At 48.4% G+C, this 13,260-nt stretch carries 10 protein-coding genes and 1 CRISPR repeat array; all 10 genes read right to left on the bottom strand.

Features of this window, described 5'->3' with window-relative positions:
- Window positions 1-56 precede the first annotated feature (56 nt).
- Window positions 57-690: a CRISPR direct-repeat array (repeat unit 33 nt; unit sequence TGTTTCAACACACAGCCGCCTGAAGGCGGCTGG).
- A 189-nt stretch (window positions 691-879) separates the two neighbouring features.
- Window positions 880-1,173, bottom strand: coding sequence for a CRISPR-associated endonuclease Cas2 (gene cas2, locus ACTHTA_RS03310; protein ID WP_308887360.1), 294 nt, complete (start codon window positions 1,171-1,173; stop codon window positions 880-882).
- A 74-nt stretch (window positions 1,174-1,247) separates the two neighbouring features.
- The gene (cas1c, locus tag ACTHTA_RS03315; protein WP_308887361.1) at window positions 1,248-2,261 is read right to left on the bottom strand and encodes a type I-C CRISPR-associated endonuclease Cas1c; all 1,014 of its coding nucleotides are present in this window, start codon (window positions 2,259-2,261) and stop codon (window positions 1,248-1,250) included.
- A 343-nt stretch (window positions 2,262-2,604) separates the two neighbouring features.
- Window positions 2,605-3,399, bottom strand: a complete 795-nt coding sequence (locus ACTHTA_RS03320) for a hypothetical protein (protein WP_308887362.1) — start codon at window positions 3,397-3,399, stop codon at window positions 2,605-2,607.
- Window positions 3,400-3,457: 58 nt separating this feature from the next.
- The gene (cas4, locus tag ACTHTA_RS03325; protein WP_308887363.1) at window positions 3,458-4,123 is read right to left on the bottom strand and encodes a CRISPR-associated protein Cas4; all 666 of its coding nucleotides are present in this window, start codon (window positions 4,121-4,123) and stop codon (window positions 3,458-3,460) included.
- Window positions 4,124-4,125: 2 nt separating this feature from the next.
- A complete protein-coding gene (gene cas7c / locus ACTHTA_RS03330) occupies window positions 4,126-4,977 on the bottom strand; it encodes a type I-C CRISPR-associated protein Cas7/Csd2 (RefSeq protein WP_308887365.1) in 852 nt (283 codons plus the stop codon).
- A gap of 12 nt (window positions 4,978-4,989) precedes the next feature.
- Complete coding sequence (cas8c, locus tag ACTHTA_RS03335) at window positions 4,990-6,780, bottom strand: type I-C CRISPR-associated protein Cas8c/Csd1 (protein WP_308887366.1); 1,791 nt, start codon at window positions 6,778-6,780, stop codon at window positions 4,990-4,992.
- Entirely contained in the window at window positions 6,777-7,421 is a 645-nt protein-coding gene (cas5c, locus tag ACTHTA_RS03340) for a type I-C CRISPR-associated protein Cas5c (RefSeq protein ID WP_308887369.1), read from the bottom strand. Before cas5c ends, cas8c begins: the two co-directional genes overlap by 4 nt.
- Window positions 7,422-7,651: 230 nt before the next feature.
- Window positions 7,652-10,165 carry a CRISPR-associated helicase Cas3' gene (gene cas3 / locus ACTHTA_RS03345; RefSeq protein WP_308887370.1) on the bottom strand — a complete coding sequence of 838 codons (2,514 nt, stop codon included), beginning with the start codon at window positions 10,163-10,165 and terminating at the stop codon, window positions 7,652-7,654.
- On the bottom strand, window positions 10,162-12,093 hold the full coding sequence (cas3, locus tag ACTHTA_RS03350; RefSeq protein ID WP_308887371.1) for a CRISPR-associated helicase Cas3': 1,932 nt from the start codon (window positions 12,091-12,093) through the stop codon (window positions 10,162-10,164). The genes cas3 (ACTHTA_RS03345) and cas3 (ACTHTA_RS03350) overlap by 4 nt, the downstream gene beginning before the upstream one ends.
- Window positions 12,094-12,214: 121 nt before the next feature.
- Window positions 12,215-13,144, bottom strand: coding sequence for a prolyl aminopeptidase (gene pip / locus ACTHTA_RS03355; RefSeq protein WP_003685493.1), 930 nt, complete (start codon window positions 13,142-13,144; stop codon window positions 12,215-12,217).
- Between the last annotated feature and the right edge of the window lie 116 nt (window positions 13,145-13,260).

The raw sequence follows: 13,260 nt of genomic DNA on the forward strand, positions 1-13,260 counted from the left end.
ACAGCCGCCTGAAGGCGGCTGGAGCTATCGGATAGTTAGCTGGTAGGAAGCTGGTAGGTTTCAACACACAGCCGCCTGAAGGCGGCTGGCATGGAAGCGCAATGCTGAATTCGTTCTTTAATTGTTTCAACACACAGCCGCCTGAAGGCGGCTGGCTTATACACGTCTGTATCTGGACTTACACACACATGTTTCAACACACAGCCGCCTGAAGGCGGCTGGACAAAAGGAAAAGTAATCATGTTGACTACAAAACGTTTCAACACACAGCCGCCTGAAGGCGGCTGGAACCGCTGTATTACCTTGAGTAGTTATACTTACTAAGTTTCAACACACAGCCGCCTGAAGGCGGCTGGTAGCGTGAACATCAAACAACTTATCCGTAAATACGTTTCAACACACAGCCGCCTGAAGGCGGCTGGATAAGCAAAGTCTACGTGCAATTCAAAGTTCACTTGTTTCAACACACAGCCGCCTGAAGGCGGCTGGCCCTTGTAGAAGCTAACTACAACGTCATTATATTCTGTTTCAACACACAGCCGCCTGAAGGCGGCTGGTTCACGGATAGATTCTCGCCTCTATCAAGCGCATGTTTCAACACACAGCCGCCTGAAGGCGGCTGGCTCTCTATCATGAAGTAGCATTCCCTGCCGTACCTGTTTCAACACACAGCCGCCTGAAGGCGGCTGGAGCCCCTCTTAAAAGCCTTGCTCCGTCAAGTTTCGCAGCCCCGATTTCGCTAAGCTCCCAAGAAAAGCGTGAACGCGAGTATAACACAGCCTTTTCCGTTACACCCGCATTCGCAATATCCTGATTGTTAAAGAACAATCCCAATTCGCCAACCCTGCCGCATTTTCATGAGAACCGTAGGTTGGCGATTTACACAATCAACGTATCCTTAAACACATCCACCGCCGGTTTTGCGCCGTGGTGTTCCACTTTGCGCCGCCATTTGCTGCCTAGATGGTAAAAGCGCAGGCTGTCGGTTTCAGGGTTGTAGGTTTTCAAAAGTTTGTCTCTTAAAACAACCCACTGATCGGGCGCGATGTCGCATTCAAAAACCGAATACTGCACGCGCACGCCGTAGTCCAAACACAACTTCGCCACGCGCCGCAGCCTTGCCTGTCCTTCTGTGTCTTCCAGCGAAATATCGTAAGTAATCAGCATCAGCATTTTGTATTCCCATGTGCAGGCTGCTTTAGGGGTCGTCTGAAAGCAGCCAACCCGTTTTCAGGCAGCCTGCAAACCTATCTCATCAAAAACGGCGGGTATTCCGCCAAATCCCCGCGTAAATGTCGCGCCAACAGCATCGCCTGAATATACGGCAGCAGCCCGATTTCCATCTCTTCACCTAAAAATGGATGAACGATTTTTTCCTGCTTTTTCGCCTGCAAAGCTTGGAACAACAGCTTACGCGCCTCGGCTTTCAGGTTTACCGCACCGCTTGCCTCGGTAACAAGATCCTGCGGTTTGATTTGCCCGCGGTTAATCAGCGACAACACCAGCCTGTCCGCCCACCATGCGCGGAATTCTTCCAAAATATCCTGCGCCAAACTGTCGCGACCCGGCCGGTCGGCGTGTAGAAAACCCACCTGCGGATCCAGCCCCACGCCTTGCAGCGCGCCGCTGATGTCCTTGCCTAGAATGCTGTACACAAACGACAACAGCGCATTCACCCCGTCTCTGGGCGGACGGCGGTTACGTCCGTCAAAAGTAAAGCCGCTTTTCTCGCTCAAAAGCTGCCCAAACACGCTGAAATACCGCGCCGCCGCATCGCCTTCAATGCCGCGTACCACATCCAGCTCCGCCGCGCTCTTCAACTGCCGCAGCGAAATATTCAAAGAATCGACCGCACTTTGAATCGCCGCATTCTCGCCGTAATTGCGAATCTGCCGCTGAAGCACCCGCTTACTCGCCTGAATCTTCGCCGCAATGATATTGCGCGCAATCGGCACGGGATTTTGCTCCGACACCCGATACTGCGCCCGACGCAGCAGCACATTACCGCTCTGCCGCCCCTGAAGCCGCCCCAAATAACGTCCGTTTTCGGTAAAAAACGCCAAATTCACATTATTTTCACCGCAAAACCCCAGCAAAAACGGCGACACCAGCACATTCCCGAAACAGAAAATATGCCCGATGGAATGCACCGGCAACTGCGCCACCTTCTTACGCTCCTGCTCCACCACCAGCGTCTCCCGCTCCTTATGCAGATAGCTGCCTTGGGTAGTGATATAGAGCGTGTTTTGCAGTTTGCGCATGGGAGACTCCTTGGGGGTGGCCGTAGTTTTGGGGCATTTAACAGAGTTTAGCTACCTGAAAAATGGTAGGTCGGATTCTCGAATCCGACACTTTCAAAATTACCGCAATAATTTCAAATCATATAAATATCAAAAGGTTGTCGGATACAAGTATCTGACCTACATAGACTGAAACATAAGGTCGTCTGAAAGTTTTAAACAATAGTTTGAACAGCAAAAACCGCGTGCGTGCGTACCGCACACACCCTACATTTTGGTTTTAAAGCTTGTATCGTCCACAGTAGGGTGTGTGGCGCAGCTACGCACGCAGTTGGTGGAGATGCAGGTTACAGCCTGCCGCTCATTAACAGTCTAACTTATTTTGAAAATCTAAAAGAGAAAGAACTTCAGTAGGAATATTTAAAGCACTATAAATAGCCTTTAATTTATTTATCATTTTTTTATCAGCAGAAACAAAAACATCGCAATAAGCACCGTATATCATATGAGAAACATCATGCAATCTAGATCTATATTTATTTTCTGATTCCCTATAATAACCTAATTTTTCTAGTAAATTAGCTGCTAAATTTATATATGCCTCAACAATATAAAACTTATCTTTTATATCATCAAATGTCCAATTAAGACTTTTTTCAATCTCAGATTCACTTAAATACCCTTGTTTATATAATGAACAAGATATTTGTTTCTTTCTAAACTGATCAAAAATATCTTCTGGTGAAATATTATTCATTTCCTTAGGTTCTGATAATGGATTGCTATGTGCGTCCTCAAGAATTTTTTTCTCAATAGGTTCTATCAGATCATTTCCTACATAACCACTGACAACTCTGTGGTAGCAATCTATAGGATATTCATCATAATATATTTTTAAAGTTTCACGAGTTATAGGTCTTAGCGAGTTTCTTCCTGCTATTGAAGTTAAAAATTCTATTTCTGATCTTATAACATCATCAGATGTTCCACATCTTATTTTTGATGCTGCAATATCCTCTAAATGAGCTGGACTAAATGCAATAGAGTAATTTTCTTTTATGAATTCAACCTTCTCTTTTAATTTGGGAGAAATATTTTTAGGAAAATTTCCTGTTCTTAAATAACTAATAACGTTGTAATCCAAATATATTATTTTCATAATATTACCTATTCTTGAATTGTATTAAAATGAGCCATTGAAAATAAAGGCTATTCAACTAACTCTCTACTAAAGAGAACAACCCCGCCACATACCCCACACTCCTATCCCGTTTCCCCAACAGCTCCGGCTGACAAATTTCCACCAGCGAGCAGGCTTTGCAGCGTTTACCGTAGTTAGGCGGCGGGGTTTGGCCGCTGTTTAGAAGTTCGCGCACGGCGGCGATGGTGGCGAGTGTTTGGGCGCGCAGGTCGTCTGAAAACACGACGGGGACGCGGTGGCGGGTTTGCATATACCACAGCGCGCCCTCAAAGACGGTTTGCCCCGTCATTTCTTCCAAACACAAGCCTTGGGCGCAAAGCTGGATTTCGTCCATTGGGTCGGGTTTGGGCTTGCCGCGTTTGTATTCCACAGGTTTCAGACGGCCTGTTTTTGTATCCACTTCCACCAAATCCAACACGCCGCTGATGCCCAGCTTCTCCGCCGACACATGCACCGTCCGCTCAAAGCGCACGCCCTTGCGCGTTTCCGGTTCGCCCGAATCCACCCGTTCGTGTAGCGCCTTGCCCTGCGCGGTCAAATAGTTCTCCGCCCACGCCTGCTCGTTGTGAATCAAGGCGCATTGGCGCGGGCAAAAGGCGTAGTGTTGCAGGGCGGAAAGGGGAATCAGGCGCGTGTCCCGAGTTTCCCCTTTGGCTTTGGCTTTGGCTGAAAGTGCGGTCATTTTCAGCCTAATTTACGCAGCAGTTTGGTTTCACCAAGATTTTTATCGTCCACGCTGACAAGGTAGTCGTCAAAATTCCTTGCTGCTTCCACGCCGTCTTTTTTGGCTACCTGAATGCGTTTGAACAGTCTGTCGGCAGGTGCATCGCCTAAATTATTGCTGTGTTCAAACACATAAAGCCCGCGTGCATTCATTTGTCCGCGTGCGGCGGAATGGTCGTGGTCGAACATATTGACAAGTGCCTGCCAAAACAGTTCCAAATCGTTTTCGGAAAAGCCGGTTTGTTTGGCGAAATGTGCGGAAACAAAGCCATGGCAGCGGTATAGGCCGTAGGGGACGGTGAATTTGCGCCCCATGGTACGGTTGTCGCCGGTTTCACTGGCATCTTTTTCGTTGGTAACCGCCATACGGGTAATGCTGTGTTCTAGGGTCATAATAGGGTCTATGGAACGAGAGAAGGTCAACTGCACGGGACCGCGCACTTGTCCTGCATTTTTGCCGGTGGTCATCACTGCGCCGAATGTGCGGATGTCGTAATAACGGCTACACATGTATTGGCGGGCGGCTTCGGTTTTCTCGCCTTTTTCTTTGCCTTTTACGTTTTCTTGCTCGTGGGCTTCATCAATCAGGTTGTTCAAAATGCCTTTTTCGCGGATAAAGATATCGTGATGTTCGCCATTTTGGGTCATTTGGATAAAGTTGCGAACCTTGCGTTTTAAACAAACATCGGTTACCAAACCTTCGCCGGTTTGCGGGTCGATACGCGGCAGGTTACCTGCGTCGGGATCGCCGTTGGGATTGCCGTCTTGCACGTCAAATAAAAAGACAAAGTCGTAGCGTTTTTCAATAGTCATAGCGTTTACTCCTTATGCAGTTTTCGCTTCGTTGAACAGGTTTTTCAATGCGTCTTTGGTAAACAAGAATTGAGTTTCGTGGTAATAACCGATGGCGAATAGGCCTTGCTGTTCCAAATTCAAATGGTTGGGAAATTTCTGACAGTGCTCCAAAATCTGGCGGATTTCCCATTGCAGTTGCACGGCACGACCTTCAAATTCCAGTTTGTTCAAATGGTGCGGCAACAGGCGCATCAGTGTGCCGAATGCGGCAATCGGCGTGCTGCTCGCCGAACCGAAATAGCGGTCGGCAATGGTGGCGTTCAAGCCGGGATTGGCCTCGGCTTGTGTTTTTTCCAGCACGGCAAATAGCCGCCCCAACACATAGCCGATGTCTTGACGGTTTCTATCTAGGCTCATAGTTAGCTCCTTCATGTTTTTCAGACGACCTGCGCGGATTGCGCGATTGATATAGGCTTTAAGCAAACTTGCCCTGCCATAGGTAATTTTCTGTTCCGCCTTATTGCGCCGCAAAGCAGCCTGCAACAGGCTGACGGGCAAAACGCGGTTGTTGAGTGCGGCATCGGTTATTTGGGTAATCAGGTCAGACGGCAGGTTTTCCATTTTGCCGTCCAACACCAAATTGCCCAGCAGACGCGGCAGCGGCATATATTCGGGATATGGTGAGTTTTCGCCGCGCACCATTTTTAAATCGTCATACCATGCTGCAATGCTTTCGGATAAGGCGGCGACAGTCGTTTCATGCCAAAAGCGGACGACAATGCGTGCGGAATTGGGAGACAAGCCTAAAAGGTAGAACTTTTCTTTGCCGTCCGGTTTTGTATATTTGCCGTCATACAGACTTTTATAAAGCGATTTGACGGCATCAATATGGGCATCGGGGTTATCTTTGCCACCGCCACTAATCAACGAAGCAAGGCTTTCTTCCAACGGAGTCGGTTTTGCGCTCCAACAGATAGCTGTTACATCGCCGATACGGAAGCGGTTTTCACCGGCAAGCAGGGTGTTTAAGGCGGTGGTGTATTCGAACATGGCTTGCTCGCCAATCGGATACATCAGGCCGTTATCTTTATTTTTACCCTTACCATAAGATTTAAAAGAATCTAAATTTGCAGAAATCAAAGGAGCTGGTTTGGCTTGTTTATAGCTACCATTCTCAAATTTCTCAATCCCTTTAATATCATTATGTAAAAGTGCAATCGATGCAGGTTTGCCCGTTACAAGGCAAATACCTTTTTGGACATTATCGGATTGCGTTTGATTCGCTTGACTCACATATTCCCGCACCGCCTTTGATTGACAAACCAAATCTACTGCCTCGTCCACCAAGCGGAAGCTGAGATTACAGCCTTTGACCTTGGCACATTCCGCCCAATTTGCGACTTGCATAACTTTGCTTTTTTCTTCCGCAGAAGCCAAAAATTCAGCAACAGCAGCGATGCCTATATCATTGGGTAATTCCTTTTTAAATTCATTAACCTTGTCAATAAAACTTTTATGCTGATTCTGAACAAACTCAGGATTTTTATCTGCCATATATCCTAAAACATATCCATAATTGTCCCATAAAGTATTACTGACAACTTTTGTACTAGATCGTTTAACACTATGTGGCACTAAAAAAATGCGGCCAACTTTCTTCTTGCCTTTCAGCTCACGGGTATCTTCCAGCTGAATAAATTTGCCCTGTTTGTCTATAACAATAATGAACGGGATTTCTTTGTTTTCAAACCCTTCCTGGGCAATACCGCCATCGCTTTTGGCTTTGCGTTGGTAGTATTGGGCGAGCGCGTGCAAAATCATCGTTTCACCTCCTCGCTGTCGACTGGGGGCACGGTAATCACGCCGTTTACCGCTTTGCATTGGTAAAACATCGGTTCGGCGTTATTGGAATCGCGTGGGGCGGATTTGCTGAAATCCATGTCGTACAGCATAAAGCCGAAATCTTGGGCAATGTCTTCGCGTGGCAATCCATCTTCGGCTTTTTCCAGCAACCTGAAATCACAAGGAAACTCACGACAGCCTAAATAAGGCTGGTGGAAATATTGCCCTTTTTTCGCGCGCCGCTTGAACATTTCGGCAAATTTGACGTAGTTGTCGCCCTCGCCGGCTTCGCTTGTCATGTCAAAATCGGCGTGAATACGGTAGGCAACGTCTTTCAGTAGCATGGATGCGCGCTGCTGGCGGTTGTCTTCAATATAGAGCGAGCCGCTGCGTTCACTCATTTTGGTTCCCACTTCGTTACGGCGGATATTCGTCCACTGAATCGGTTTTAGGATTTCTATCTTCAAGACTCGCCAGCGGATTGCTGGCTTCCACAATATCGCCATTAGGATGTTTCTGGCAGCAGACGGTGTGATAACAGGGTAGCTTACTCTCTCCACCTTAAGCTCAGGCCTGGTAAAGCATGCCAAATCACCGCTGATTTCTAGGATGAAACTCATTTTGCCTCCTTATTAATTTCTATAAAGCTATATTAATTTATTCTAAATGTACAGGTCAAGTGTCATTCGCTTATTTTTTTAATAGACTGTAAAATACGCCTATGCTAAATTTCTTCCCGCACAATCGGTTAGATAAATTATTGCTATTCAGCTACCTTCGGGTAGCTGTGTGTTGAAACTATAACGCTATGTTAGAAATGACAAAATTCCCCTAGCAATAGGGGAATTTTTCATAAAACCGAATTTTCAGGTAGCCAAGCCGTATCATCAAAATCCGCGCCAAGCACGGCTTTGTAATAGCCCTTATCTAACACCAGCAATCCCGCTCTTGAAAAAACGGCATGTTCAGGTAACTTTTTCAGTTCGTGTTCGTACACAGTAATCGTGTAGCGTTGCAGCTTGCGGTAAACCCATTTGTGTTTGAGCGGGTCGCTTTCAAGCAAGTTGAACCAGCTTTCAAACGGCTCGGGTAGCGGTGGTTGATCGGTTTGCCCAAAGGAGTTGTCTGGCGGCTGCGGAAAGCGTTGTTTGTCCAAAATATCCTGCCATTCTGAAACTTCAACACCGTCTAGATGTCGTCTGAAAAAATCGTCCAGCTCGTTTGCTTTGACGATTTGCGGACTGCCGTCTTTTTCCCAATGAGCCAACGGGATAAACGGCACAATGAGTGCCACGCCTTGGTTATCAATCAGGCGGAAGCGTTCGGCGGCGGTGCGGAATTTGATTGCCAGTGGATTTTCATTGGATGATTCTGCCGTTAAAAGTCTTGTAATGTCGTGTTTGTCCACAGCGCCCTTGCCGTTAAATCGGCGGAAATACTCGGCAAATACCGACGGGGAAAGTGGGTCGCCGAGCAGTCCTGCTTTCAGCATTTCTTCGCTAATGTCCTGTCCCTGTTTCAGGCTGCCGCTGGGCGCGCCTTCCTCGGCACGGAACACGACCACTTCGCCCAACTGCGGCAGTTTTCCTTCACGGTTGCACCGCCCCGCCGCCTGGGCAATGCTGTCCAGCCCTGCCATCGCCCGATAAACACAAGGGAAATCCAAATCTACGCCGGCTTCAATCAACTGCGTGCTGACCAACCACAAGGGCTTGTGCAGGCTGCCTGCGCGATACAGTGCCAAATATCGGCGAACCAACGCAATCACTTCGCTTCGGTGTGTGGCGCACATATTGGCGGATAAATGTAGTTTGATTCCGTCAGAAGGCAGGGCGGCAAAGAGTTTTTGGGCGTGCTTTCGTGTATTGACTACTGCCAAAACGCACGGCCGGACAGCAATTTCATCGGCAATTTCCTGCCAGCTTTGTGTTTCGTCGTTTGCCGGTGGCATTTTGATGCGGACGCGGCGCAGTTTTTCCGATAAGGCGATTTTATCCGCCACAATCTCGCGCACGTCCGGCAATCCTTCCAAAATAGTGCGCCCGAATGGGTCGATATTTTTACCAAGTTCAGGCTGGGTTGCCGTGCAGAGCACAAAACTAACGCCGTAATCACGAGCCAGCACCCGCATCATATCGGTAATGGGCTTTTGGAAATCACGCGGCAGCTGCTGGGCTTCGTCCAAAATAATCACGCTGTCGACGATGTTATGAATCTTGCGGCAACGGCTGGATTTCGCCGCAAATAGGCTTTCAAACAGTTGCACATTGGTGGTAACAATCAGCGGGGCATCCCAGTTTTCCGTGGCAAGGCGGGTTTTGGCGGTTTCTTTGTTATCGGCCACTTCCAAATTGCTGTGGTGTTCCAATACCACGTCATCGCCTAATGCTTTGCGGAAAACATCGGCGTTCTGCTCAATAATACTGGTGAAGGGAATCGCGTAGATAATTCGTTTTTTGCCGAATTTCAGCGCGTGCTTCAAAGCAAACCCCAAGCTCGCCAAAGTTTTGCCGCCGCCGGTCGGCACAGTTAAAGAAAACAAAGTGCGGTCGGTTTCGGCGGCGGAAAAACATTGCTGCAAAATGGCATGGCGTTCTTGATTTAAAGTTGAATTTTTATCTGCTTTTTCTAAAAGTTGCGCCATATATTGCTCATATCTCCGATGCAACTCATCCAAACTGGGAAATTTCGGGCGTAATCCGGCTGCCTGCGCGGCATCCGCATCGGCATAGCCGTTCATAAAGGCTTCGGTATCTAAAAAATCGGCATCCACCAAGCAGGAAAAGAGAAAACGCAGCCAAATATGTAGCTCCTTGAACAGTTTTTCCTGTTCTGGTTTTTCCCAAAAAGCAAGAAAATTTTGTGTTAAATCATTATTGGATAAAAGGAAAGAATCTTCAGACAAACCACTTTCCACCAAGCCCGACAAAGACGCAACCAACTCATCATCCGCCTGTTGCAGACGAAGTTTCAGGCTGCCTTTGTCATACCAATCTGCCAGCCCAGCATGATGCCCGGCAATCAGATACGCCAGCAAATGCCCGAAAAACGGATTAAGGCGCTCCACCGCATATTTGGCACCGGCAGTGGAATGCGGAATTTTGCGCAACTTGGTAGATTCGACATCTTCCAAATGGGCATTTTCTTTTTCAAAGCCGGATGCATGACGGATATATTTCTGAAAAGCTTCCTGAAATTTCCCCAAATCGTGCAAAAGCCCCGCATATTCGGCAAACAACGCCCCGTAACGCCCTGCAAAACGCTTGGCGAGTTGGGCGACTTTTTGCAGGTGGTCTTGCAGAGGATGGGAATACCAATTTCCTGATGAGTCTTGGTGGGCGTGGGCTATATAGTCGAAATTCACATCGATTCTCCAAATTTGAAACGTGTAAAATTTAACGAACAAACCATATAAATAGCTTGTGGTGTTGAGAAATCGAAAATCTGTGGAATGAGGCTGTCTGAAAAGCTGTCGGCGGTCAGGCGCATAACGGCGGCTTGGGCGGCAAGTTCGGGCGGGGCTTTCCATTGTTCTTCGGGCGCGAATATCCAGACAAAGCTGTTTTCAGACGGCCTTTTTCCTTCGCGGTTGCAGCGTCCGGCGGCTTGGGCAACGCTGTCTAAACCAGCTTCGGCGCGCATCACCAGAGGAAAATCGACATCAACGCCGGCTTCAATTAAGGAGGTGGCGATAACGCGGCAGGGTTCGCCGTTTTTCAGACGGCCTCGAATTTCATCGAGCTTTTGGCTGCGGTGTTTGGCACACATTAAGGTGGTCAGGTGGAACGTACCATCAAGGTGTTTGGCTTGGTCGTACAGGCTGCGAGCGTGGCGGCGGTTATTGACGATGACGAGCATTTGCGGGTGTTCGGCAAGTTTGGCGAGCAGGTCGGCGTCGGTTTGTGTGCCGATGTGTTGCACGGTGGTACGACGCAGTTTGTCGAAAAGTGCGGTCGGTTTTGGGGCTATTTCGCGCACGTTTTCAAAGCCGCGATAGAAGCCGTTTTCGGCTTGCACGGCTGGCTGGGTGGCGGTGCACATGACGACGCTGCAGCGGTAGTTTTGCGCCAATTCTTTGATGGCTTGCATGATGGGCAGCAACAGATTGAGCGGCAGCATTTGCGCTTCGTCGAGGATGATGACGGAACCTGCGATGTTGTGCAGTTTGCGGCAGCGCGAGGAGCGGTCGGCAAAGAGGGATTCGAAGAATTGCACGGCGGTGGTCACGACAATTGGTGCGTCCCAGTTTTCCGAGGCAAGGCGCAATTTGTCTTTGGTAGCCTCATTTTGCAGTTTGCCGTCGTTGAAGGTGCTGTGGTGTTCCAACACGGCTTGTTCGCCCAATTCGCCAAAGGCTTTGCGGAATTCGGCGGCATTTTGTTCGATGATGCTGGTGAACGGAATGACGTAAATCACGCGTTGCATGTCGTGTCGTTTGGCGTGTTCCAGCGCAAATGACATGGAGGTGAAGGTTTTGCCACCACCGGTGGGCACGGTGAGCGTGAACAGTCCTTGCGGTTGCGCCGCTTGTTCTACGGCATAATCCAGAATTTCGCTACGCAGGCGGTTTAAGGCGGCGTTGCATTTTTCGGCTTCGGTTTGCTCTGGAGCTTGGGCGATACGTCGTCTGAAATCGTTGATGAATTGATTGAAATTGTGTTGTAAGGCGCTTAAATCGGGATAACCGCCGCGCTCGGCGGCTTTGTTTTCTAGCTTTAGATAAAAGGCTTCGGTGTCAAGATAATCAGCATCCACCAAGCAAGAATAAAGCATTCGGGTGAAGAAGGCGTAGGAGAAAAAAGGATGATGCGCGTCGGCTTTGAGTGGCGGTGTGGACAAGTTTTGAGGGAACTTGATTTCTTGTTGCCACAGGTTATCGAGGGCGGGAATATCTGCGCCAAATTGCAAGGCTAAACGCTGTTTTAACGTGCGGCGGTTATCCCCTTCACCGCTCCCGTTGGCTAGCCCTGCATGGTGCCCCGCAATGCAAAACGCCATCAGCTTACCGATCACATTCCCCCAACGCTCGACAGCGATTTTGGCTCCGGCAGTAGCGTGATCGACTGAAGGACCGCCATGCAATCGGCGGTCAAATGGTTCCGAATATTTCCCTAAGTCATGAAGCTGCCCCGTCTGGCAAGCAATTTCCTGCGCACCAAATACCCGAGCAAACTCCGCCGCCATTTCCCCAACATTGACCAAATGGCTTTGCAAGGTTTGCCAATGTTCGTAAGGTAAGAGATTGCCGAGTTTGTCTTGCGCGGAATGGGCGTAGTAAATTAGAGGTTTCATATTGAAATTCTAAAAAATTCAAACTGATATCATGAAATGATAATATGATATTAAATTTAATATGTAAATAGAAAAAATGCCGTCTGAAACTTTTTCAGACGGCATTGTCATTGATTAATCTTTATAACTTGCTTCTAATATCCTCCACCGCTTTCACTAATGCTTCGGAAAGCGAGGGATCAAAAGAAGAGTGGCCTGCTTGGACGATTCTCAATTCCGCTTCAGGGAAGGCTTGCGAGAGTTCCCACGCGCTTTGCATCGGGGTGCATAGGTCATAGCGGCCTTGGACGATGATGGTTGGGATATGGCGGATTTTGCCGATGTTTGCCAAGATGGCTTTATCGCCCTGTAACCAGCCTTCGTTCACGAAGTAATGGTTTTCCATTCTTGCAATGGCAAGGGAGGCTTGCGGGTCTTCATCCACGTCTTTAGGTTCAAACTGAATAAGATAGCTTTCCCAGTCTGCCCATGATTTGGCCGCTTTGAGGCGTGTGGCTTCATCTTCGCTGAACAGCATTTCATGATAGGCTTTAATTAGGGCTTGGCGTTTGTTTTCGGCCACGGGGGCAATGAATTTTTGCCATTGGGCCGGATAAATTTGGCTGACGCCGCCTGCTTCGTTCAACCATGCCATTTCAGACGGCCTGCATAGGAAAATACCACGCAAAACTAAGCCGCTGACGCGCTCGGGATGGGTTTCGGCATAAGTCAGCGACAAGGTGCTGCCCCATGAGCCGCCGAAAACTAACCATTTTTGAATACCGAGCATTTCGCGTACTTTTTCAATATCGGCAACCAAGTCCCAAGTGGTGTTGTCTTCGATACAGGCATAGGGTTTGGAACGTCCGCAACCGCGTTGGTCGATGATGACGATGCGGAAATGCTCTGGATTGAAAAAGCCGCGACAGGCAGGTGATGCCCCTGCTCCGGGGCCGCCATGCAGGAAAATCACGGGGTGGCCATCAGGATTGCCTGATTCTTCCCAGTAGATTTCGTGAATGTCGGATACGCGCAAAAGGCCGCTATTTCTTGGTTCTTGAATCGGATGCATGAACTTTCTCCTTTGTCTGATGAATATGTTGATTGTAACACTTTGCCTGCTGATTTTTCAGACGGCCTACATAGGTTTATCGCTACAAATGGCGTAAAATAGCACTTTTTTGACAG

The organism is Neisseria sp. P0013.S005 (genome assembly GCF_051958425.1).
GTDB classification, from domain to species: Bacteria; Pseudomonadota; Gammaproteobacteria; order Burkholderiales; family Neisseriaceae; genus Neisseria; species Neisseria subflava.

What these genes read in the sequence shown, in the direction of transcription:
- cas2 (WP_308887360.1), bottom strand. Translation starts at nt 1,173, where the DNA reads ATGCTGATGCTGATTACTTACGATATTTCGCTGGAAGACACAGAAGGA.
- cas1c (WP_308887361.1), bottom strand. Translation starts at nt 2,261, where the DNA reads ATGCGCAAACTGCAAAACACGCTCTATATCACTACCCAAGGCAGCTAT.
- ACTHTA_RS03320 (WP_308887362.1), bottom strand. Translation starts at nt 3,399, where the DNA reads ATGAAAATAATATATTTGGATTACAACGTTATTAGTTATTTAAGAACA.
- cas4 (WP_308887363.1), bottom strand. Translation starts at nt 4,123, where the DNA reads ATGACCGCACTTTCAGCCAAAGCCAAAGCCAAAGGGGAAACTCGGGAC.
- cas7c (WP_308887365.1), bottom strand. Translation starts at nt 4,977, where the DNA reads ATGACTATTGAAAAACGCTACGACTTTGTCTTTTTATTTGACGTGCAA.
- cas8c (WP_308887366.1), bottom strand. Translation starts at nt 6,780, where the DNA reads ATGATTTTGCACGCGCTCGCCCAATACTACCAACGCAAAGCCAAAAGC.
- cas5c (WP_308887369.1), bottom strand. Translation starts at nt 7,421, where the DNA reads ATGAGTTTCATCCTAGAAATCAGCGGTGATTTGGCATGCTTTACCAGG.
- cas3 (WP_308887371.1), bottom strand. Translation starts at nt 12,093, where the DNA reads ATGAAACCTCTAATTTACTACGCCCATTCCGCGCAAGACAAACTCGGC.
- pip (WP_003685493.1), bottom strand. Translation starts at nt 13,144, where the DNA reads ATGCATCCGATTCAAGAACCAAGAAATAGCGGCCTTTTGCGCGTATCC.